Genomic DNA, 21,743 nt, shown 5'->3' with positions numbered 1-21,743 from the left:
ACGATGGACTAACGGCGAGGAACTGAGTTCGGTGAACTAGAAATCCCCGAGGCCGAGCACGTCGGCCATGGAATAGAGGCCCGGCTTGCGCCCGCGGCCCCAGCGGGCGGCGGCGAGCGCACCGCGGGAGAAGATTCCGCGATCCTCGGCCTTGTGGGCGAGTTCGATGCGCTCATGCGGGCCGGCGAAGATCACATTGTGCTCGCCCACCACCGTGCCACCGCGCAGCGTGGCGAAGCCGATCTGCCCGGCCTCGCGCGCGCCGGTGAAGCCGTGGCGGGTGAACACGCCGTTCTCCGACAGCGTGACGCCGCGTCCTTCCGCCGCCGCCTCGCCCAGCAGCAGCGCCGTGCCGGAGGGGGCGTCGATCTTGCGGTTATGATGCATCTCGACGACCTCGATGTCGAAGTCCTCGTCCAGCGTGCGCGCCACGCGCTTCACCAGCGCGGCCAGTAGGTTCACGCCGAGGCTCATATTGCCGGACTTGATGATCACCGCATGGCGGGAGGCCGCCGTGATCTTTTCCTCGTCCTCCGGCGAGAAGCCGGTGGTGCCGATGACATGGACGATGCGCGCCTGCGCGGCGAGGCCGGCATGGACCACGCTCGCCGCCGGCACGGTGAAGTCGATCACGCCGTCGGCGGCAACGAAGGCGGCGAGGGGATCATCGGTCACGAGAATGCCGGTCGGCGGCAGGCCGGCGAGTTCGCCGACATCGCGGCCGACAAATTCCGAGCCCTCGGGCTCGCAGGCACCGGCGAGCACGAGGTCCGGGGCTTCGGCGATGGCGCGAGCCACCACGCGGCCCATGCGCCCACCCGCGCCCACCACGACGAGCCGCATCTGCGTCATCTCACGCCCTCTCGCTGCACTGCACCGCGTATAGCGGCCTTCCACCGTCACGAAAAGTGCTTGAATCGCGGGCATTCTATGCGTTCACTTGCACGGCGCTTGACGTTCGGGGCGGGCCCCTGTACAGGTCGCGCAACTTTACGAAGGAGTGGCGCTCCAATGCGCAAGAATATTATCCTTATCGTAGGACGGCGCGTCGCCGCGGAGCTTGCCTGACGGCAGTTCCGCTCACCGGTGACGCGCGAAAAATGGCCCCCTCCGGGGCCTTTTGATTTTCTGGCCCCCTTCGATCCTAGCGACAGTCGACGAGTACAAGAGGAAACGACCATGATGCGCGAGATGACCGGCGCCGAAATGGTGATGCAGGCCCTGATCGATCAGGGTGTCGAGCACATGTTCGGCTATCCCGGCGGCGCGGTGCTGCCGATCTATGACGCGATGTTCCACCAGAACCAGGTTCGCCACGTGCTCGTGCGCCACGAGCAGGGCGCGGTGCACATGGCGGAGGGCTATGCCCGGTCCTCCGGCAAGGTCGGCGTCGTCCTCGTCACCTCCGGCCCCGGCGCGACCAATGCCGTGACCGGCCTCACCGACGCGCTGCTGGACTCGATCCCGCTGGTCTGCATCACCGGCCAGGTTCCGACCCACCTCATCGGCTCGGACGCCTTCCAGGAGTGCGACACGGTCGGCATCACCCGGCCCTGCACCAAGCACAATTATCTCGTTCGTGACGTGAACGACCTCGCCCGCGTCATGCACGAGGCGTTCTATGTCGCGCAGAACGGCCGTCCCGGCCCGGTCGTCGTCGACATCCCGAAGGACGTGCAGTTCGCCAAGGGCATCTATGTCGGCCCGGAGAACATCGAGCACAAAACCTACAAGCCGCGCCTCAAGGGCGACCCGGAGAAGATCAAGGCGGCGGTGGACCTGCTGGCCAAGGCCAAGCGGCCGATCTTCTACACCGGTGGCGGCGTCATCAATTCCGGCCCCGAGGCGAGCCGCCTGCTGCGCGAGTTCGCGCGCCTGACGGGCTATCCGGTCACCTCGACGCTGATGGGCCTCGGCGCCTATCCGGCGGCCGACAAGCAGTGGCTGGGCATGCTCGGCATGCACGGCACCTATGAAGCCAACATGGCGATGCATGATTGCGACGTCATGGTCTGCGTCGGCGCGCGCTTCGACGACCGCATCACCGGCCGTCTCGACGCCTTCTCGCCGGGCTCGAAGAAGATCCACATCGATATCGACCCGTCCTCGATCAACAAGAACGTCAAGGTCGACCTGCCGATCATCGGCGATGTGAAGCACGTCCTCGAGGACATGCTCACCGTCTGGCGCGGCATGAAGGCCGAGCCCGACCGGCAGGCCATCGCCGGCTGGTGGGCGCAGATCGACAAGTGGCGCGCGCGCAAGTCGCTCGCCTTCCAGCCCTCCTCCTCGATCATCAAGCCGCAGCAGGCCGTCAAGGCGCTGTACGACCAGGTGAAGGACAAGGACGTCTACATCACCACCGAGGTCGGCCAGCACCAGATGTGGGCGGCGCAGCACTTCCACTTCGAGGAGCCGAACCGCTGGATGACCTCCGGCGGCCTCGGCACCATGGGCTACGGCCTGCCCGCCGCCATCGGCGCGCAGGTGGCGCACCCGGAAAGCCTTGTCATCGACATCGCCGGTGAGGCCTCGATCCAGATGTGCCTGCAGGAGCTCTCCACCGCGCTGCAGTTCAACCTGCCGGTGAAGATCTTCGTGCTGAACAACGAATATATGGGCATGGTGCGCCAGTGGCAGGATCTGCTGCATGGCGGGCGCTACTCGCACTCCTACTCCGAGTCGCTGCCGGACTTCGTGAAGCTCGCTGAGGCCTATGGCGCGGTCGGTATCCGCTGCTCCAAGCCGGGCGACCTCGACGGCGCGATCCACGAGATGATCAGCGTCAACCGCCCCGTGCTGTTCGACTGCCTGGTCGACAAGATGGAGAACTGCCTGCCCATGATCCCCTCGGGCAAGCCGCATAACGAGATGATCCTTCCCGATCATCCCGAAGGGCTGGACGAGGCGATCAGCGAGGAAGGCAAGATGCTAGTGTGACGGCGCTTCGCGCCTAACCACGTCATGGCCGGGCTTGGCCCGGCCATCCACGCCTTTCGCTGGAGCGCCGGTTATGCTGGCGCGAATTGAAGTCGTGGATCCCCGGGCCAAGCCCGGGGATGACGGCCAGGAAGCTCACCGACAGCCTTAGCGCCCCTTTTCAGAGTGCCCCATGCCCCCCGTCACCGAACCCGTCGAACGCCACACCCTTTCTCTGCTGGTCGATAACGAGCCGGGCGTGCTTGCCCGCATCGTCGGCCTGTTCTCCGGGCGCGGCTACAACATCGACAGCCTGACCGTTTCCGAGGTCAGCCACGATTCCAAGCTCTCGCGCATCACCGTCGTCACCACCGGCGCGCCGCCGATCATCGAGCAGATCAAGAGCCAGCTCGACCGGCTGGTGCCGGTGCATCGCGTGGTCGACCTCACCGTGGTCGGCAAGGCGGTGGAGCGCGAGCTCGCCCTCATCAAGGTGCGCGGCAAGGGCGAGATCCGCCAGGAAGCGCTCTTGATCGCCGACAGCTTCCGCGCCCGCACGGTCGACACGACGCTGGAGAGCTTCGTGTTCGAGATCACCGGCAAGCCGGAGAAGATCGACCAGTTCGTCTCGCTGCTGGAGCCGCTCGGCCTGGTGGAAGTCTCCCGCACCGGCGTCGCCGCTATTGGCCGCGGACCCGATGGCATGTGAAGATGCCGCTTCGCGGGGCGCCCCCGGGGTGCCCTGCGGCGCTCTGTGCCGGATGCTCCGTTCCCGATGAGAGCGGAAGGCGACAGACGTGAGCGACAGCGCGGGTACATTGCCGGCATCCACCACCGGCAAGCCCCTGTGGCTGCAGGTGGCGCCCTTACTCTTCCTGCTGCTGTGGTCCGGCGGCTTCGCTGTCGCCAAGGTGGGCCTGCTCTCGACCGGGCCTTTCACCCTGCTCGCCATGCGCTACGGGCTGGTGCTGGTGGTGCTGCTGCCCCTGCTCGTCTGGTTCCGCCCCGCGCTCCCGGCGACGCCGCGCGCCTGGGTGAACCTCGTCGTGGTCGGCTTCCTCATTCAGGTGCTGTATTTCGACCTGAGCTATTTCGCCTTCCTGAACGGGATTTCCGCCGGGGCGCTGGCGCTTATCGTCTCAATGCAGCCCATCGTCGTCGGTCTCGCCGCGCCGGCCTTTGCCCGCGAAAAGGTGGGGCTGCTGCGCTGGGGCGGTTTGCTGCTCGGCCTTGCCGGCGCCGGCCTCGTCATCGCCTCGCGCGCCTCCATCGAGGTCACCTCGCCCGGCGTGATCCTGCTGGCGGTTGGCGCGCTGCTCGCCATGTCCTCGGCCTCGCTCTACGAGAAGCGCTACGGCGTCGCCCAGCACCCGCTGGTGACCAATTGCGTGCAATATGCGGTGGGCTTCGTCTGCACCCTGCCGCTGGCGCTGCTGCTGGATGACGGCCATGTCGACTGGTCGCCCTCCTTCGTGGCGGCGCTGGCCTATCTCGTGATCGGCAATTCGCTGATCGCCATCTCGCTCTATCTGGCGATGATCCGCGCCGGCGAGGTGTCCAAGGTCTCGGCGCTGTTCTTCCTCGTGCCGCCCTGCTCGGCGCTCATCGCCTTCGTGCTGATCGGCGAGGCGATGCCGCCGCTCGCCTGGGTCGGCATGGCGCTCGCGGCCTCCGGCGTGGCGCTGGCCTCGGCGCAGCCGACCCTCTGGCGCGCGCGGATCGGCCGTCTGCTGCGGCGCTGACCGGGAATTCGCGACGTGCCGCTTGCGCCGGGGCCGGCGCTCCTATAGGAGAACCGTAACGTACGGTACGGACTTTCCGGAGCCCCCGCCAGCCATGGCATCGACCCCCGACCCGACCAGCGCGAGCTTCACCGAGCGGCAGCAGGCCGTGCTCGACGCCGTGCTCGCGCTGATGGTCGAGGAGGGCGGGGACGTCACCATGACGGCTGTGGCGCGGCGTGCCTCCTGCTCCAAGGAAAGCCTCTACAAATGGTTCGGCGACCGCGACGGGCTGCTCAGTGCGACTGTGCGCTGGCAGGCCTCCAAGGTGCGCGCCGGCAATTATGACCGCACGCGGCTCGATGTCTCCGCCCTGCGCGAAAGCCTCATCCGCTTCGCCGCCAATTGGCTCGGCGTGATCTCCAGCCCGACCTCGATCGCCCTCAACCGCTTCGCCATCGCGCAGGCCGGTGCCCGCGATTCCAAGCTCGGCGCGATCATGCTGGCGAATGGTCGCTTCGCCATTGGCGAGCGGCTGAAACCTCTTCTGGAAGCGGGCCGCGAGGCCGGGCTGATCGCGGTGGACGACACCGAGACCGCCTTTCGCAGCTTCCTCGGCCTTGTCGGCCGCGACGTGCAGATCCGCCTGCTGCTCGGTGATGACCGCCTCGCGCTGTCCGCCGCCGAGATCGAGCGCGATGCCGCCCGCGCCACCGACCAGTTTCTCACCCTCTACGGCACCGGGGCATCCCGGCCCGCCCGACCCGACGCGTGACACAGGAGAACCCCATGCGCGTTTATTACGACCGCGACGCCGATGTGAACCTCATCAAGGGCAAGAAGGTCGCCATCATCGGCTATGGCTCGCAGGGCCGTGCCCATGCGCTGAACCTCAAGGATTCCGGCGCCAAGGAAATCGCCATCGGCCTGAAGCCGGGCTCGGCGACCGCCGCCAAGGTCGAGGCCGACGGCCTTAAAGTGCTCACCGTCGCCGAGGCCGCCAAGTGGGCCGACCTGATGATGATGGCCGCCCCGGACGAGCTGCAGGCCGACATTTACCGCGACGAGATCGCCCCCAACATCCGTGACGGCGCCGCCATCGCCTTCGCCCACGGCCTCAACGTGCATTTCGGCCTGATCGAGCCGAAGAAGACCGTCGACGTCGTCATGATCGCGCCGAAGGGCCCCGGTCACACCGTGCGCGGTGAGTACCAGAAGGGCGGCGGCGTGCCCTGCCTCGTGGCCGTCCACCAGGACGCCTCGGGCAACGCGCTCGACCTCGCGCTTTCCTACGCCTCGGGCGTCGGCGGCGGCCGCTCCGGCATCATCGAGACCACCTTCAAGGAAGAGTGCGAGACCGACCTGTTCGGCGAGCAGGTCGTGCTCTGCGGCGGTCTGGTCGAGCTGATCCGCGCCGGCTTCGAGACGCTGGTGGAAGCCGGCTACGCCCCGGAAATGGCCTATTTCGAGTGCCTGCACGAAGTGAAGCTGATCGTCGACCTCATCTATGAGGGCGGCATCGCCAACATGAACTACTCGATCTCCAACACCGCCGAGTGGGGCGAGTACGTCTCCGGCCCGCGCATCATCACCGCCGAGACCAAGGCCGAGATGAAGCGCGTGCTGACCGACATCCAGACCGGCAAGTTCACCTCCGACTGGATGCAGGAATACCGGGCCGGCGCCTCGCGCTTCAAGGGCATCCGCCGCCTGAACGATTCCCACCAGATCGAGCAGGTCGGCGAGAAGCTGCGCGGCATGATGCCGTGGATCGGCAAGAACAAGCTGGTCGACAAGGCGAAGAACTGAGCCCTCAGTGATTCGCTCGTACTCATAACCGTCGTTGTTGCATCCTGACTCGGCTGCGAGTCGGGTGGGACGACAATGGGCGAGACGGACGATTTCGAGTGGGATGACGACAAGGACGCGGCGAACCGTGCGAAACACGGTTTGCCGCTCCCGCTTGCGGCTCTCCTCTTCGATGGAAGGCTGCGCCTTGAACGTCCCTCACGCGGCGAGCGGGGGGAGCCGCGCTTTGAAACCATCGCGGCGTTCGGCGAGGATGTGTTACTGTGCGCGTGGACATGGCGAGGTCGCCGGCGGCGCGCCATTTCCTTCCGATACGCGAACGAGGTGGAGCGTAATGCCTACCAAAAAGCAGTTGGAGGAGGCTGACCGGTTGGCCAAGACGGTCGACTGGGAGAAATTTCGCGCCATGTCGGACGAGGAAATCCGCGCGCATTGGGCGTGGGACAAGGACATGGCCTGGCCTACCGAGGCTGAACTTGCGGAGTTCGATCTCGTCCTCCCCGCCAAGGCGCGGCGTGAGATGAAGGCGGGCAAACCGCCGAAGGAAGCCGCTGAGTAGCGCGTCTTAGTCAGCTGCGACGATCAAGCAGGGCGACCGCAAGGGTCGCCCTTTGTGTTTCTCAGTAACGCGTTCCTGCGTCATGTGTCCGGCGAGCGGCGTGTTTCGGGCCCGCCTTGCGCGCACGGCCGTCATTGAGGTCATCCCGGACGGGCGACGCTCTTCCCTCTGCCCGCTGTCCCACCGCCAAGAACCGACGAGCGTGCCGAGATATTCGCGTTTAGGTTGTGTTTTTGGATTGAGGTAAAATCATAACATGTATAGGCTGATCGCGTGCTGACTTTGGGTCTGCGTAGGTAACGCGCCAGATGTCATGCGCGATGAATGTTGTTCTCTACCAAACTCCGCCGTCAGATTGCAGTACTCATCCGCGCCCTTTTCGTGAAGAGGGTGACTGCAGAGTCATGTCGAAAAGACTGGTGGAGATTTATTCAGAATAACCAACAACCGCAGTTCCTAAAGATAGATCATCGAGGAGTGGCGCATGTTCTCACCGAAAACACTGATCGCGGTAGCCATTATACTGACGTCGCCGGCCGTGGCGCTGGCTGACTTCGATATGAAGGCAGGGCCAATCATGAACCAGGGGCAGGCGGATACGCTCTGTCCGCAAGCCTGCAAGCTGACCTTCAATGGCGCCTGGGTCACCAAGGTGGCCGGGCAGATGTCGATCTGTTCTGGAACCAACACCGTCAACGGCACCAGCTTCACGATCATGGATGCCAAGGGCGGGCTGAATGCCGGCCCGATCTTCAGCAATGCGGAAGCGCCGACCAAATGCGCCGCGGCTTTCGCGGGCACCAAATGGAACGGTCAATGGTCGACGACCAAGCCGGGCGAGATGTCTGTTTGCGGCTGCACCGGCACGGCCCAGCCCTGGACACCGAACATCGAGCAGCCCTGATCGCGGGTCGCATTCCGGCTCCGGGATCCGGTCGGGTGTGGCCCGACCCTGATCCCGGGGCCAAGTCTCACCCAGCCAAGTCTCACGCCGCCGCCGGCAGCCCCGGCTCGGTGGCCTTCTGGCCCTTGTGGTAGACCGTATAGACATAGACCGGGATGGTGAGCGCGCCGAGATGGTGCTCCACCAGCGGCCTCACATCCGCCCAGTCGAGCCCACCGACGCCGGTGGCGAGGCGGGGAAGCGCGAGGCTGGCGATCTTCTCGTCCTGCGCGTAGCGCGCCAGCGCCTTGAGCGCGTGGCCGACATTCTCCAGCGTTGCCTTGCCCGGATGGCCGGTGGGGTTCTCCGCCGGCTCCTGCGTCAGCAGGCAGGCGATGCGCACCGCGCCATGTTCGCCCGCGCCGGCCCAGACCCAGATCCCGCCGGCCTTGGGGTGGCTGATCCGGCATTCATGGCGGAAATCCTTGGCGAGCGAGGGGTAGCGCTCGCGCAGCGCCAGAGCGAGGCCGCTGTCGAAATGGTCGCCCGGCGCCACGCCATGGGCGATGAGCGCGGTGTCGCTGAGCAGGATGTCGCCCGCGATTTCGTGAATCAGTGCCATCGGATACTCCAGAACCTTGATTGCTCTTGGAAGCATCTGTCGGCCGGCCTGCCGCGCGTGTCGTTGAGAAAACGCAACCCTGCGGCGAGGGGCGCCCTACCAGCCGAGCGCCTTCACCGCCGCCGCGCCGGGGCCGAGCAGCAGCAGCGCCCACAGCATGGCCGAGGTGATGTTCACCATCTGGAACAGGAAATGCGGCATGGCGAACATGCCGGCCACCAGCGGCACGAAGGCGCGCAGCGGGCCGGAGAAGCGGCCGAGGAACACGCTCCAGGTGCCGAAGCGCAGGAAGAACCGCTCCCCGCGCGCCAGCGCCTGCGGGAAGCGGTTAAGCGGCCAGCGCTCGCGCGCGGTGCCTTTGAGATAGAAGCCGACCCAGTAGGACACGGTATCGCCCAGCACCGCGCCCGCTGCGGTCGCCGCCCAGACCGGGAAGAGCGGCACCCCGCCGGCGGCGATCAGCGGCCCGAGGCCGAGCAGCACGAAGGTCGCGGGCACGACGAGCGAGACGAGGGCCAGTGACTCGCAGAAGGCGAGCATGAAGGCGACATAGGGCGCGTAATGGGCATGCGCCATGACGAAGCTGAGTGCCAGCTGGGCATAGGCGTGGAGGTCGAGCACTCAGCGTCTCACAGCCGGTCGCGCAGGGCGAAATAGCTCATGCCGGCGACCAGCAGCGGCCAGCGCATCACCGGTCCGCCGGGGAAGGGCGGCACGGGCAGGCGCGCCAAGAGGTCGAACTGGCCGAGCTGGCCCTTGATCGCGTCACCCAGCAGCTTGCCGAAATAGGGCGCGAGCATCACGCCCTGGCCGGAATAGCCGGCGGCGGTGAGCACGCGGGGGGAGAGCTTCCGCACGAAGGGCAGCCGGCTCATGGTGATGCCGAGAATGCCGCCCCAGCCATAATCGATGCGCACATCGGCGAGCTGCGGGAAGATCTTCAGCATATAGGGCCGAACAAAAGCGCCGGGGTCCGGGCGCAGGCGGCGCGTATAGCTCTCCCCGCCGCCGAACAGGAGGCGCCCATCGGCCGAGAGGCGATAATAATTCACCACGAAGCGGCTGTCGGCCACCGCCGCGTCATTGGCGATGACGTCACCGGCGCGCGCGCCGAGCGGCTCGGTGGCGGCGATGTAGTTGGCGATCGGCATGACGTGGGTGTCGACCCGTCGGTCGAGCCCGTCCTGCAACCCGTCGCCGCATTCCAGCACGAAGTCGCAGGCCACCAGCCCGCCGGCGGTTTTCACCTGCACCTTGGGCCCGCCTTCGTCGATGCCGACCGCGCGGGAATTCTCGAACAGCCGGACGCCGGCCTTGTCCGCCGCGCGGGCGAGGCCGAGGGCGAGGTTGAGCGGGTGCAGATGCCCGCCGCCATGGTCGATCATCCCGCCGAAATAGGCATCGGAGCCAACCAGCGCCCGCATTTCCTCGCGCGAGAGCGGGGCGGCGTGCGGGTAGCCATAGACTTCGTTGAGCTTGCGCGCATAGGCGTGACTATGGGCGACATAGCCGGGCTTGTGATCGGCGACGATGAGGCCCGGCCGTACGTCGCACTCGATCCGGTGGCGGGCGATCAGCGCGTGCAGCAGCGCCTTCGCCTCCTCCGCCATGCGCCAGAGCGCCTTGGCATCATCGAGCCCGACCTGCGCCTCCAGCCAGTCCTGATCGCGGCGCTGGCCGGTATGGATCTGCCCGCCATTGCGGCCTGAGGCGCCGGAGCCGACGCGCGCCGCCTCCAGCAGCACCACGTCGAGCCCGGCTTCCGCCAGATGCAGCGCGGCGGAGAGGCCCGTATAGCCGCCGCCGATGACGCAGACATCGGCAGTCACGGTGCCGGCAAGGCTGGGGAAGGGGGCTAGGTGCCGCGCGGTGGCGGCGTACCAGCTTTTCGGGTGACCGGAGTCGGGGGGATCAGTGTCGAACGCCATTATGGGGTGAGCATAGCCCGGCCTCAGCGCCGCGCGAAGAGGCGTTCGATATCGGCGAGCGCGAGCGTGACGAAGGTCGGCCGGCCGTGATTGCACTGGGCGGCGTTCGGCGTCTCTTCCATCTCGCGCAAGAGGGCGTTCATCTCCTCCACCCGCAGCCGCCGGCCGGCGCGCACCGAGCCATGGCAGGCCATGGTGGCGGCGACATGCAGGAGGCGTCGCTCCAGCGGCAGGGCGTCGTCCCATTCCGCCGCGTGCTCGGCGAGTTCGCGCACCAGCGCCGGCACGTCGGCATCCCCGAGCAGCGCCGGCACTTCGCGCACCAGCAGCGCGCCGGGGCCAAAGGGCTCAATGACGAGGCCGAGCTTTTCCAGCGCCTCCGCGCGTTCGGCGAGGCGCGCCGCCTCGGCCGGGTCGAGATCGACCACCAGCGGCACCAGCAGCATCTGCCGGGTGAGCCCGTCGCGCGCCATGGCGGCCTTGAGCTTCTCATAGACGATGCGCTCATGGGCGGCGTGCTGGTCGATCACCACGACGCCCTCGCGGGTCTGGGCGATGATGTAGGTCTCGTGCAGCTGCGCCCGCGCCGCGCCGAGCGGGCGCTCCATCACATCCGGCGATGCGGGGAGATGGGCCGCCCGCGCATCGGCCTGCGGGGCGAGGTCGAGCGCGAGCCCGCCGCTTGTGTTTCCGCCGAAATCGAAGCGGGCGGGGGACTCGTTGAAGCCGGCGGGCGCGCTGTTGGAGGCCCCCTCGGGCGCGGCCCAGGAGCTGGTCCAGTCATAATTGCCCGGCCGGGGCTGCGGCCTGTAGCCGTCCATGGTGTCGGCGCGGGCGAACTGCGCCAGCCGGTCGGCGGCGGTCGTGGCGGTGCGCGGCACGGCCAAAGTGAGCGCGTCCATCAGCGTGCGCACGATCAGCGCGCGGATGAGGCCGGGGTCGCGGAAGCGCACCTCGGTCTTGGCCGGGTGTACGTTCACATCGACCTCGCGCGGGTCGAGATCGAGGAACAGCGCCGTCACCGGGTGGCGGTCGGAGGGCAACAGGTCCGCATAGGCGGCGCGGATGGCGCCGATCAGCAGCTTGTCGCGCACTGGACGGCCATTGACGAACAGGTACTGCGACAGCGAGTTCGCCTTGGAGAAGGTTGGCAGCCCGGCAAGGCCGGCGAGCCGGGCACCCTCGCGCCGTCCGTCAATGTCGAGCGCGTTCTGCCCGACCTCATGGCCGAGCACATCGGCGATGCGGGCGCGGCGGCCGGCAGGGTCCGCGCTGCGGGCGGGCCAGGTGAGCGGCGCCCGGTCATCGGTCACAAGGGTGAAGCCGACCTCCGGGCGGGCGAGGGCGAGGCGCCGCACCGCATCCACGGCCGCCGCGGTCTCGGCCCGCTCGGATTTCAGGAATTTCAGCCGCGCCGGGGTGGCAAAGAACAGGTCGCGCACCTCAACCCGCGTGCCATGGCCGAGCGCGGCCGGTTTCACCGCCCCCTTCACCCCGCCCTCGACGCGGATTTCATGGGCGCTGTCGGCGCCCCGCGGCCGGCTGGTGATGGCGAGCCGCGCCACCGCGCCAATGGAAGGCAGCGCCTCGCCGCGAAAGCCGAGCGTGGCGATGGTGAGCAGGTCTTCGCTGTCGAGCTTGGAGGTGGCGTGGCGCTCGACCGCGAGGGCAAGGTCATCCCCGCTCATGCCGCAGCCATCATCGGTGACGCGCAACAGCCGCCGCCCGCCGCCGTCGATAACGATCTCGATGCGCGTTGCGCCGGCGTCGAGCGCGTTCTCGACGATCTCCTTCAGCGCCGCCGCCGGGCGCTCCACCACCTCGCCCGCCGCGATGCGGTCGACCAGGGTGGAGGGCAGAAGGCGCAGGGGCATGGCGGGTCCAGTGTGGCGGGGCCGGCGATTCGGGGGCGTGGCTCGTCCGGGATTATAGCAGGGGTGGCGCCGCGCGGGGGCGAGGCTGCATCCACGTTCCCCGGCGCCGTGTTGGCGGGCGTCTACAGCCCGTCCGGCAGGGCCTCGTCCAGCATGTAATCGATGTAACGGCGCCCCTGCGCGCCCTCGCGGATCGCCACTTCCACCCCGAACACGGCGCGGATAAGGGCGGGGGTCAGCACCTCGGCCGGCGGGCCGCAGGCGACGAGCCGTCCGCCTGACAGCACGCCGATCCGGTCGCAGAACAGCGCGGCGAGGTTGAGGTCGTGCAGCGCCACGATGCAGGTGAGGCCCAGCCGCCGCACCAGCGCGAGAATGCCGAGTTGGTGCTGGATGTCGAGATGGTTGGTCGGCTCGTCGAGGATCAGCTCGCGCGGCTCCTGCGCCAGGGCGCGGGCGATATGCACCCGCTGGCGCTCCCCGCCGGACAGGGTGTGCCACAACTGGTCATGCCGCTCGGTGAGGCCGACGCGGGCAAGCGCGGCCTCGACCGCCGCCTCGTCGCGCGCGCTCCACGCGGCAAAAGCCGCCCGGTGCGGGGTACGCCCGAGCCGCACCACGTCGCAGACCGTGAGCGCCACCTCGGTCGCCGCCTGCTGCTCGACAAAGGCGAGGCGGCGGGACAGGTCGCGACGGCCGAGGTCGCCAATGTCTCGCCCGTCCAGCGTGACCACGCCGCTCGAGACCTTGCGCAGCCGGCACAGCAGGCGCAGCAGGCTGGATTTGCCCGAGCCATTGGGCCCGATCAGGCCGAGCACACGGTTCGGCGCGACCTCAAGGCTCACCCCGTCGACGATCAGCTTGCCGCCGGCGCTCCAGCGCACCTCATGCGTCGCGAGGGTCATGCCGGACGCCTCGCGCGGTGGAGGATGATGGCGAAGGCCGGCGCGCCGACCAGCGCCGTCACCACGCCGATCGGCAGGATCTGCTGCGGCACGAGGATGCGCGAGAGCACATCGGCGAGGATCATGAACACCGCGCCGATGACGAGGCAGGCCGGCAGCAGCCGGGCATGGCCGGGGCCGACGAGGAAGCGGGCGGCATGGGGGATCACCAGCCCGACAAAGCCGACCGTGCCGACGATGGCGACCATGGTGGCGGTAAGCAGCGCGGTGGTGGCGAGCAGCACCAGCCGCACGCGGGTGACCGCGATGCCGAGCGAGGCCGCCGCATCGGCGCCGAAGGCGAAGGCGTCGAGCGCCTTGGCGTGGACCATGCAGATGACGAAGCCGGCCAGCGCCACCGGCGCGGCGACCCAGAGATCGGGCCAGCGCACGCCGCCGAAATTGCCCAGGAGCCAGAACATCACCCCGCGCGCCTGCTCCGCGCTGGCGAGCGTGGTGACGATGGTGGCGGTGGCGGCGTTGAACAGCTGCGAGCCGGCGACGCCGGCCAGGATCACCCGGTCGCTCGCCCCGCCGGCCCCGGCGGCCAGCAGGCCGACAAGGCCGAGCGCGGCCACCGAGCCGAGAAAGGCGCCGCCGGACACGCCGAGCGTCGCCCCGCCAAGACCGAGGATCATTACGCAGACCGCCCCGGTGGAGGCGCCGGCCGAGACGCCGAGAATATAGGGCTCGGCCAGCGGGTTGCGCAGCAGCGCCTGCAGGATGGCGCCCGAGAGCGCCAGCGCGCCGCCGCACAGCGCGGCCATCAGCGCCCGGCTCAGCCGGTACTCGAAGATCACCCCCTGCTGGATCGCCCCGACCGGAAAGCCGAGATCGAACAGCCCGTTGCCGAGCGCCTTGAGGGCGACGGAAAGCGGGATCGGCATCTCGCCGACGCTCACCGCCAGCGCGACGGCGAGCACCAGCGCGATGGCGGCGAGGCCGGCGACGGCAATCCGCGCCGGCCAGTTAGGCCCTACGACCAGGTGGCTCAATGGCTGAGACCGAAGCCCTGCACCGCCGTGGCGATGGCTTCCAGACCGTCCACCGTGTCCATGCCGGGCCGCGTGGCGCCGACATCGACGATGACGATGCGGTTGTTCTTCACCGCGGCGAGCTGGCTGGCGACCGGGTCTGTCGCGAGGAAGTTCAGCTTGGCCTCGATGGCGTCGGCGGGGAAGCGGCGGCGGTCCATCTTCACCAGCACCAGAACGTCGGGATCGCTGGCGGCGATGGTCTCCCAGCCAACCAGCGGCCATTCCTCCTCGGTGGTGATGATGTTGCGCGCGCCGATCTCGGCCATCAGATAGGCCGGCACGCCGTTCTTGCCGGCGAGGAAGGCGTCGCCCTTGATGTCCTTGCTGGAGAACCAGACGGCCATGGAGACGTTCTTGGCCTTCAGCGCCGCCACCGACGCGACCGCCGCCGCCTCGCGGGCCTTGAGTTCCGCGATGAGCGCGTCCGCCCGGTCGGCGACGTCGAAGATGGCGCCGAATTCGCGGATGTTCCGGTAGAGCAGCTCGGTCGTGTACATCTGCGTGCGCACGCCGTCGCCGGCTCCGCTATTGTCCTTGCCAACGCAGTCGGTGGGCGAGACATAGACCGGCACCTTCACCGCATCGAAGCGGCTGCGCTTGCCGATGATGCCGTTGGGGCCGATGTGCCATTCATACATGGCGACGACGAGGTCCGGCTCCTGACCGACCACCGCCTCGAAGCTCGGATCATTGTCGGCGAGGCGCTTCACCTTGGCGTTCACCGCCTCATAGGGTTTGGCGACCGGGCTGAACCACAGCGCGCTGGCGACCACGCGGTCGCCGAGGCCGAGGGCGTAGAGGATTTCGGTCTGCGCCTGGCCGATGCTGACGACGCGCTGCGGGGCGTGGTCGATCACCACCTTGGCTCCGCAATTCTCCAGCGTCAGCGGGTAGGTGGTGCCGGCCATGCCCGTCTCGGGCAGGCCGAGGCCGGCGAGAAGGCCGAGCGCCAGAAGGCCGCCCCGCAGGGACTGGCGGAAAAGGTTGGTATTCGTTCTGAACATGTTGTCGCTTCCTGGTCAGGAAGACGAGCCGCGCAAAGGGCACCAGCGCCCGCGCGGCCTTTCGGGCCCGCGCATGGCCAGCAACCTTCGGAGCACCCCGCCCGAATGGTGGTTCGCGATTCGAGGCAGGTCTCCTGGCTCGCGGGTCAACGCTGGCTCCACCCGGCCTTCCCGGCGCGTGCGCGCCAGTGGACGATGGGTGGAGGGCTCGCCGCTTACAGTTGCGGGGGCAGCCCCGGTCTTGGCGCAGAGCGCCGCACCGGGTTCCCTCTTAGCTCCGGGCGCGAACACCCGGAGAACCTCGATCGGGTCGATCTGACACGGAGAGGGGGCGCATCGTCAAGCACCCCTAGGCTGGTGCCTCCCCACCCGCGTCACATCGCCGACGCGACCGAGGGGACGCTATCCTAAAAGATATAATGTATCAATAGCGCGCCGCCGTCTCAGTTAGTGTTGAGCGACGCGGCGGTCCTTATCCCGCCGCCGCCAGCCGCTCCGCCTTCTGGCGCTCGATCTCCTGCCGCTTGGTCAGGATGGAGGCGAAGATCACCACCACGGTGACGATGCCGATGAGGATGGTGCAGGCGGCGTTGATCTCCGGCGTCACGCCGAGGCGCACCTGGGAATAGATGCGCATGGGCAGCGTGGTCGCGCCGGGGCCGGTGGTGAAGCTGGCGATGACCAGATCGTCCAGCGACAGGGTGAAGGCCAGCATCCAGCCGGACACCACCGCCGGCAGGATGATCGGCAGGGTGATGACGAAAAAGGTCTTGAAGGGCGGGCAGCCGAGATCGAGCGCGGCTTCCTCCAGCGAGCGGTCGAAGGTCACGAGGCGCGACTGCACCACCACCGAGACGAAGCACATGGTGAAGGTGATGTGCGCCAGCGTGATGGTCCAGAAGCCGCGGTCGATGCTGACGGCCACGAAGAGCAGCAGCAGCGACAGGCCGGTGATGACTTCCGGCATCACCAGCGGCGCATAGACCATGCCGGAGAACAGCGTGCGGCCATAGAAGCGCCCGTAGCGGGTGAGCGCGATGGCCGCCAGCGTGCCGAGCACGGTAGCGACGCTCGCGGTGATGAAGGCGACGCGCAGCGTCACCCAGGCGGCGTCGAGCAGCTGCTGGTTCTGGAACAGCTGGACGTACCAGTGGGTCGAGAAGCCCGCCCACACCGTCACCATGCGCGAGGCGTTGAAGGAGTAGATCACCAAGAGCAGGATCGGCAGATAGAGAAAGGCGAAGCCGAGCACGATGGAGGTGACGTTGAACCAGGAGAGGCCTTTTCTCATCAACGCTTCTCCATCTCGCGGGCCTGGACGTTCTGGTAGAACACGATGGGGATCACCAGCACCATCAGGAGCAGCACCGCCACCGCCGAGGACACCGTCCAGGAGCGGTTCACCGAGAACTCCGTCCACAGCACCTTGCCGATCATCAGCGTGTCGGAGCCGCCCAGCAGGTCGGGGATGACGAACTCGCCCACCGCCGGGATGAAGCAGAGCAGGCAGCCGGCGAACACGCCCGGCAGCGAGAGCGGCCAGGTGATCTTCCAGAAGGCGGCGAAGGGCGGGCAGCCAAGATCCGCGGCGGCTTCCAGGAGCGTCTCGTCCATCTTCTCCAGCGCCGAATAGAGCGGCAGGATCATGAAAGGCAGGTAGGAATAGACGATGCCGATATAGACCGCGGTGTCGGTGGCGAGGATCTGCAGCGGCTCGTCGATCAGCCCGAGCGCGAACAGAAGCTGGTTGAGCAGCCCTTCCGGCGACAGGATGCCGATCCACGCATAGACGCGGATGAGGAAGGAGGTCCAGAACGGCAGGATCACCAGCATCAGCAGCGTCGGGCGGATGGATTTCGGCGCCCGCGCCATGGCGTAGGCGATGGGATAGCCGACCATCAGCAGCAGCACGGTCGAGATGCCGGCGATCCAGAGGCTGGAGCCATAGGCCTCGATGAAGTCATTGTCCCAGCTCAGCACATAGCCGTAATTGTCGAAGGACAGCTCGCTGAAGGCGTCCTTGAAGGCGTCCCATCCGGCCGCGAGGTCGAAGGTGGGCACATAGGGCGGCTGGGCGATGGCGTCCTGCGACAGGCTGATCTTGAAGACGATCAGGAAGGGGACGAGGAACAGCGCCACGAGCCAGAGATAGGGGATGGCGAGAACCAGCCAGCGCCCCCTTGCCTTGTCCGCCATGATCGTCCCCTCAGCTCGTCAGCACCACGCCGGCATCCGGCGCGAAGGAGACATAGACCTTGTCCTCCCAGGAGATCGGCCGCTCGACCATGCGGGTGAGGTTGGGCTTCGCCGCCTTCACGCGCTGACCATTGGGCAACTCCACATGGTAGATCGACAGGTCGCCGAGATAGCCGATGTCCCAGATCGTGCCGGTGAGGCAGTTCACCGTGGGATCGGCCGGCGGGTCGAGCTCGACGCGCAGCTTCTCCGGGCGGAACGCCAGCGACACGCTGTCGCCGACGCGGGCCGGGCACTCCTGCGCCACCTTGAAGCGCATGTCGGGGGCGGAGGGGCAGCGCAGCGTGATGAGGTGCGGCTCGATCGCTTCCACCGTCGCGTCGAGGATGTTCACGTCGCCGACGAACTCCGCGACATAGCGCGAGGCCGGCTGCTCATACATCACCGCCGGCGGGGAGACCTGCACCAGCTTGCCATGGTTCATCACCGCGATGCGGTCGGCCACGGTCATGGCCTCTTCCTGATCGTGGGTCACGATCAGGAAGGTCATGCCGAGCTCCATCTGGATGTCCATGAGCTCGAACTGGGTCTCCTCGCGCAGCTTCTTGTCGAGCGCGCCGAGTGGCTCGTCGAGCAGCAGCACCTTCGGGCGCTTGGCGAGCGAGCGGGCCAGCGCGACGCGCTGGCGCTGGCCGCCGGAGAGCTGGTGCGGCTTGCGCTTGGCGAACTGGCTGAGCTTGACCAGCTTCAGCATCTCCTCGACGCGGTGCGCCACCGCGTCCTTGGCCATGCCGTCCTGGCGCAGGCCGAAGGCGATGTTGTCCCACACGTTCATGTGCGGGAACAGCGCGTAGGACTGGAACATCATGTTGACCGGCCGCTTATAGGGCGGCGTGCCGACGAGATCGTGCCCGGCGAGGGTGATCTGGCCGCTGGTCGGCTCCTCGAAGCCGGCGAGCATGCGCATCAGCGTGGTCTTGCCGCAGCCGGACGGGCCGAGCAGGGCGAAGAATTCGCGCTCGTAAATGTCGAGCGAGAGATTGTCGATCGCCACGAACTCGCCGAAGCGCTTGGTCACGTTCTGGTAGCGGATGAGCGGGGTGGCCTGCGGGTCGGTCCAGGGGGCGAATTTTCGGCGGATGCCCCCGATGGTCTTCTGCGTCTTGTCGGCGACGCCTGTGCTCATGCTTGGCCCCGTTTTCCCCGCCGGTATGACCCGGCCCTGACGCGACGCTATCCGGCTTCGTGCGGCGGCTCAACGGCACAATGCGAACAATTTTACCATGCCCGTAAACGAGCAGTGCGCTTCCTCGCGCGCGCCGCCTTGACGGCGCTTGCAGGGGCATGGTTGCCTCTTACAGGCGCAGACAGCGCATCAGGATGGTGAATCATGGCCAAGAAGAAGCGTCCCGACACGGACGCCGTCACGTCCACCCGCGGCGTTTCCTCGCTCGAGGAAGCCAAGGCCTGGATGGCCGCACGCGGAATCACCGAGATCGAATGTGCGGTGCCGGACCTCGCCGGCGTCGGACGCGGCAAGATCATGCCGGTGTCGAAGTTCCTGTCCGGTCCGGTGATGAACCTGCCGCTCTCGGTGTTCTTCCAGACGATTTCCGGGGACTACCCACCTTATGACAACCTCGTGGACTCCGTCGTGGTCGACAGCGACCTCGTCATGGAGCCCGATTTCTCCACGCTGGCGATCGTGCCCTGGGCGACCGACCCGACGGCGCAGATCATCCACGACGCCTATCACCGCGACGGGCGCCCGGTGGAGCTGGCCCCGCGCCAGGTGCTGAAGAACGTCGTCGAGCTTTACGCCAAGAAGGGCTGGAAGGCCGTCGTGGCGCCCGAGATCGAGTTCTATCTCGTCGAGCCCAATGTCGATGCCGACTACCCGCTGAAGCCGCCGATCGGCCGCTCCGGCCGGCCGGAGATCGGCCGCCAGTCCTATTCGATCCAGGCGGTGAACGAGTTCGACGCCCTGTTCGAGGACATGTACGACTATTCCGAGGCGCAGGGCCTCGAGATCGACACGCTGATCCATGAGGACGGCGCGGCGCAGATGGAAATCAACCTGCTCCATGGCGACCCCATCGCCCTGGCCGATCAGGTGTTCCTGTTCAAGCGAACGATCCGCGAGGCGGCGCTGGCGCACAAGATCTACGCCACCTTCATGGCCAAGCCCATCGCCGACGAGCCTGGCTCGGCCATGCACATCCACCAGTCCATCGTGGATGCGGAAACCGGCAAGAACATCTTCTCCGACAAGGATGGCGACCCGACGCCGGAGTTCTTCTCCTTCATCGCCGGCCAGCAGCGCTATCTGCCGGCGGTGATGTCGATCCTCGCGCCTTACGTGAACTCCTACCGCCGGCTGACGCGCGATTCGATGGCGCCGATCAACGTGCAGTGGGGCTATGACAACCGCACCGCCGGCCTGCGCGTGCCGCCGTCCTCGCCGGCGGCGCGGCGTGTCGAGAACCGGGTGCCGTCCTCCGACGCCAACCCCTATCTCGTCATCGCGGCCTCGCTCGCCTGCGGCTATCTCGGCCTCGTTGAGGGCCTGCGCCCGACCGAGCCGCTCGAATCCGACGCCAAGGGCCTCGATTTCGAGCTGCCGCGCGGGCTGCTGGAAGCGGTCGCGGCGCTGCAATACTCAGAAGAGATCGCCACCGTGCTCGGCCCGTCCTTCGTGAAGACCTACACGGCGGTGAAGCAGACCGAGTTCGACACCTTCATGCGGGTGATCTCGCCCTGGGAGCGCGAGTTCCTGCTGCTGAACGTCTGAGGCGTGCCGGCTCTTTGGGAGATAATCCCGACGGGGCCCCAAGAACGCCGTCATGCCCGGGCTTGGCCCGGGCATCCATGCCTTCTGATGATGAATTGGGCGCAAGGTAAGTCGTGGATCCCCGGGCCAAGCCCGGGGATGACGGCGCGCCGCCGGGATCGCCTGCCGCCATCACCACGCGATCCCGGATACGGCCTGGCGGCCGTTCCGGGATGACGGGTTCCGCGGGCTCAAGCCCTCACGCCTCCACCGTCTCCTGCGCCAGAAGCTCGCGCACGCGCAGGGCGACCTCGCTTCCATAGAGCTCGATCGAGCGCAGCAGGCGCGCCTGCGGCAGCGGGCCGGCGCTGTATTTCAGCTCGAAGCGCGACAGGCCGAGCGTCCGCACCGTTTTGGCGATCTTGCGCGCCACCGTCTCGGGCGAGCCGAGATAGAGCGAGCCGTGTGCAATCTCCTGCTCGAAGGCGTCGCGGCCATAGGCCGGCCAGCCGCGCTCACGACCGATCCGGTCATGCATCACCTTGTAATCGGCGAAGAATTCCTCGCGCGCCGCCGTGTCGGTCTCGGCGATATAGCCATGCGAATGCACGCCGATCGGCTGCAGTGTGCCGCCGAGCTGGGTGGTGGCGCGCTGGTAGAGATCGACATAGGGCGCGAAGCGGGCGGGATTGCCGCCGATGATGGCGAGCATCAGCGGCAGGCCGTAGCGCGCCGCGCGCACCACCGATTCCGGGCTGCCGCCGACGCCGATCCAGGTCTTCAGCGTGCCGCTCTCGGTCGGCGGGAAGACGTGCTGGCCCTTCAGCGGCGGGCGGATCGAGCCCTTCCAGGTGACGCCGCCCGGCGTGCTGTTGTCGCGCGCCAGCGCGGCGAACAGATCGAGCTTCTCGGAAAACAGCGTCTCATAATCCTTCAGCTCGAAGCCGAAGAGCGGGAAGGATTCGGTGAAGGAGCCGCGCCCGAGGATCACCTCGGCACGCCCGTTCGACAGCGCGTCCACCGTGGCGAAGCGCTGGAACACGCGGATCGGGTCGTCGGAGGACAGCACCGTCACCGCCGAGCCGAGGCGGATGCGGCTGGTCTTGGTGGCAATGCCGGCCAGCACCACTTCGGGGGCGGAGACCGCGAAATCGTCGCGGTGATGCTCGCCGACGCCGAAGAAATCGAGCCCCACCTCATCGGCGAGCTGCGCCTGCTCGACGAGATCGCGGATCACCTGCGCGTGCGAGAGCGGCGCGCCATCCGGCCCGCGCGTCACGTCGCCAAAGGTGTCGAGGCCGAATTCGAGATGCTGTGCCATGGTCCGCGCCTTCCTGCCGGCTCCGATGCCGGCATCCCCCATATGGACCCAAGAGGCGCCGCGCGCATCCGCGTGGCTGCAAGGTAGGGCTTTCCGCGCTGCAAGGCTGCATTGATAAAAAAAGCCCGCTGGACGAACCAGCGGGCTTCAAGTCGG

21 protein-coding genes and 1 riboswitch are annotated in these 21,743 nt (G+C 67.5%); of the genes, 9 read left to right on the top strand and 12 right to left on the bottom strand.

Going from position 1 to position 21,743, the window contains the following annotated elements:
- Window positions 1-36: 36 nt before the first annotated feature.
- Complete coding sequence (dapB, locus tag OU996_RS02945) at window positions 37-843, bottom strand: 4-hydroxy-tetrahydrodipicolinate reductase (RefSeq protein WP_267585575.1); 807 nt, start codon at window positions 841-843, stop codon at window positions 37-39.
- A 336-nt stretch (window positions 844-1,179) separates the two neighbouring features.
- Here dapB and OU996_RS02940 point away from each other — a divergent pair, with 336 nt between their 5' ends.
- The 8 genes from OU996_RS02940 (at window position 1,180) to OU996_RS02905 (ending at window position 7,912) form a co-directional block, all read left to right on the top strand.
- Window positions 1,180-2,940 (top strand): acetolactate synthase 3 large subunit, encoded by a 1,761-nt coding sequence (locus OU996_RS02940; protein WP_267584172.1) that lies wholly within the window; start codon window positions 1,180-1,182, stop codon window positions 2,938-2,940.
- Window positions 2,941-3,112: 172 nt separating this feature from the next.
- Window positions 3,113-3,628, top strand: coding sequence for an acetolactate synthase small subunit (gene ilvN, locus OU996_RS02935; protein WP_267584171.1), 516 nt, complete (start codon window positions 3,113-3,115; stop codon window positions 3,626-3,628).
- An 88-nt stretch (window positions 3,629-3,716) separates the two neighbouring features.
- On the top strand, window positions 3,717-4,661 hold the full coding sequence (locus OU996_RS02930; RefSeq protein ID WP_267584170.1) for a DMT family transporter: 945 nt from the start codon (window positions 3,717-3,719) through the stop codon (window positions 4,659-4,661).
- Window positions 4,662-4,755: 94 nt separating this feature from the next.
- A complete protein-coding gene (locus OU996_RS02925) occupies window positions 4,756-5,415 on the top strand; it encodes a TetR/AcrR family transcriptional regulator C-terminal domain-containing protein (RefSeq protein WP_267584169.1) in 660 nt (219 codons plus the stop codon).
- A 14-nt stretch (window positions 5,416-5,429) separates the two neighbouring features.
- Window positions 5,430-6,449, top strand: coding sequence for a ketol-acid reductoisomerase (gene ilvC, locus OU996_RS02920; protein ID WP_267584168.1), 1,020 nt, complete (start codon window positions 5,430-5,432; stop codon window positions 6,447-6,449).
- A 75-nt stretch (window positions 6,450-6,524) separates the two neighbouring features.
- Window positions 6,525-6,815: a BrnT family toxin gene (locus OU996_RS02915; RefSeq protein ID WP_267584167.1), complete on the top strand. Its 291-nt coding sequence runs from the start codon at window positions 6,525-6,527 to the stop codon at window positions 6,813-6,815.
- Window positions 6,816-6,819: 4 nt separating this feature from the next.
- A complete protein-coding gene (locus OU996_RS02910) occupies window positions 6,820-7,008 on the top strand; it encodes a hypothetical protein (RefSeq protein WP_267584166.1) in 189 nt (62 codons plus the stop codon).
- Between the two features lie 484 nt (window positions 7,009-7,492).
- Window positions 7,493-7,912: a mannan-binding lectin gene (locus tag OU996_RS02905; RefSeq protein WP_267584165.1), complete on the top strand. Its 420-nt coding sequence runs from the start codon at window positions 7,493-7,495 to the stop codon at window positions 7,910-7,912.
- A gap of 82 nt (window positions 7,913-7,994) precedes the next feature.
- Here OU996_RS02905 and OU996_RS02900 read toward each other — a convergent pair whose 3' ends face one another.
- The 10 genes from OU996_RS02900 to OU996_RS02855 form a co-directional block, all read right to left on the bottom strand.
- The gene (locus OU996_RS02900) at window positions 7,995-8,513 is read right to left on the bottom strand and encodes a macro domain-containing protein (protein WP_267584164.1); all 519 of its coding nucleotides are present in this window, start codon (window positions 8,511-8,513) and stop codon (window positions 7,995-7,997) included.
- A 96-nt stretch (window positions 8,514-8,609) separates the two neighbouring features.
- A complete protein-coding gene (locus OU996_RS02895) occupies window positions 8,610-9,134 on the bottom strand; it encodes a DedA family protein (RefSeq protein ID WP_267584163.1) in 525 nt (174 codons plus the stop codon).
- A gap of 8 nt (window positions 9,135-9,142) precedes the next feature.
- Window positions 9,143-10,441 carry an NAD(P)/FAD-dependent oxidoreductase gene (locus OU996_RS02890; protein WP_267584162.1) on the bottom strand — a complete coding sequence of 433 codons (1,299 nt, stop codon included), beginning with the start codon at window positions 10,439-10,441 and terminating at the stop codon, window positions 9,143-9,145.
- 23 nt (window positions 10,442-10,464) lie between these two features.
- Window positions 10,465-12,315 carry a DNA mismatch repair endonuclease MutL gene (mutL, locus tag OU996_RS02885; protein WP_267584161.1) on the bottom strand — a complete coding sequence of 617 codons (1,851 nt, stop codon included), beginning with the start codon at window positions 12,313-12,315 and terminating at the stop codon, window positions 10,465-10,467.
- 122 nt (window positions 12,316-12,437) lie between these two features.
- Window positions 12,438-13,220: an ABC transporter ATP-binding protein gene (locus tag OU996_RS02880; RefSeq protein ID WP_267584160.1), complete on the bottom strand. Its 783-nt coding sequence runs from the start codon at window positions 13,218-13,220 to the stop codon at window positions 12,438-12,440.
- Window positions 13,217-14,254 carry a FecCD family ABC transporter permease gene (locus tag OU996_RS02875; RefSeq protein ID WP_267584159.1) on the bottom strand — a complete coding sequence of 346 codons (1,038 nt, stop codon included), beginning with the start codon at window positions 14,252-14,254 and terminating at the stop codon, window positions 13,217-13,219. The genes OU996_RS02880 and OU996_RS02875 overlap by 4 nt, the downstream gene beginning before the upstream one ends.
- Complete coding sequence (locus OU996_RS02870; protein WP_267584158.1) at window positions 14,251-15,300, bottom strand: ABC transporter substrate-binding protein; 1,050 nt, start codon at window positions 15,298-15,300, stop codon at window positions 14,251-14,253. The genes OU996_RS02875 and OU996_RS02870 overlap by 4 nt, the downstream gene beginning before the upstream one ends.
- A 106-nt stretch (window positions 15,301-15,406) precedes the next feature.
- Window positions 15,407-15,619: riboswitch (cobalamin riboswitch) on the bottom strand.
- A 153-nt stretch (window positions 15,620-15,772) separates the two neighbouring features.
- The gene (locus OU996_RS02865) at window positions 15,773-16,591 is read right to left on the bottom strand and encodes an ABC transporter permease subunit (protein ID WP_267584157.1); all 819 of its coding nucleotides are present in this window, start codon (window positions 16,589-16,591) and stop codon (window positions 15,773-15,775) included.
- On the bottom strand, window positions 16,591-17,496 hold the full coding sequence (locus tag OU996_RS02860; RefSeq protein ID WP_267584156.1) for an ABC transporter permease: 906 nt from the start codon (window positions 17,494-17,496) through the stop codon (window positions 16,591-16,593). Before OU996_RS02860 ends, OU996_RS02865 begins: the two co-directional genes overlap by 1 nt.
- A 10-nt stretch (window positions 17,497-17,506) precedes the next feature.
- Window positions 17,507-18,682: an ABC transporter ATP-binding protein gene (locus OU996_RS02855; protein ID WP_267584155.1), complete on the bottom strand. Its 1,176-nt coding sequence runs from the start codon at window positions 18,680-18,682 to the stop codon at window positions 17,507-17,509.
- A gap of 204 nt (window positions 18,683-18,886) precedes the next feature.
- Here OU996_RS02855 and OU996_RS02850 point away from each other — a divergent pair, with 204 nt between their 5' ends.
- A complete protein-coding gene (locus OU996_RS02850) occupies window positions 18,887-20,287 on the top strand; it encodes a glutamine synthetase family protein (protein ID WP_267584154.1) in 1,401 nt (466 codons plus the stop codon).
- A 238-nt stretch (window positions 20,288-20,525) separates the two neighbouring features.
- On the opposite strand, the gene OU996_RS02845 is transcribed toward OU996_RS02850, so the two are convergent.
- A complete protein-coding gene (locus OU996_RS02845) occupies window positions 20,526-21,587 on the bottom strand; it encodes an LLM class flavin-dependent oxidoreductase (RefSeq protein ID WP_267584153.1) in 1,062 nt (353 codons plus the stop codon).
- Between the last annotated feature and the right edge of the window lie 156 nt (window positions 21,588-21,743).

Origin of the sequence: Ancylobacter sp. SL191 (assembly GCF_026625645.1) — a bacterium.
Taxonomy (GTDB): Bacteria; Pseudomonadota; Alphaproteobacteria; order Rhizobiales; family Xanthobacteraceae; genus Ancylobacter.
This window is presented reverse-complemented; position numbering and strand designations above follow the sequence as displayed.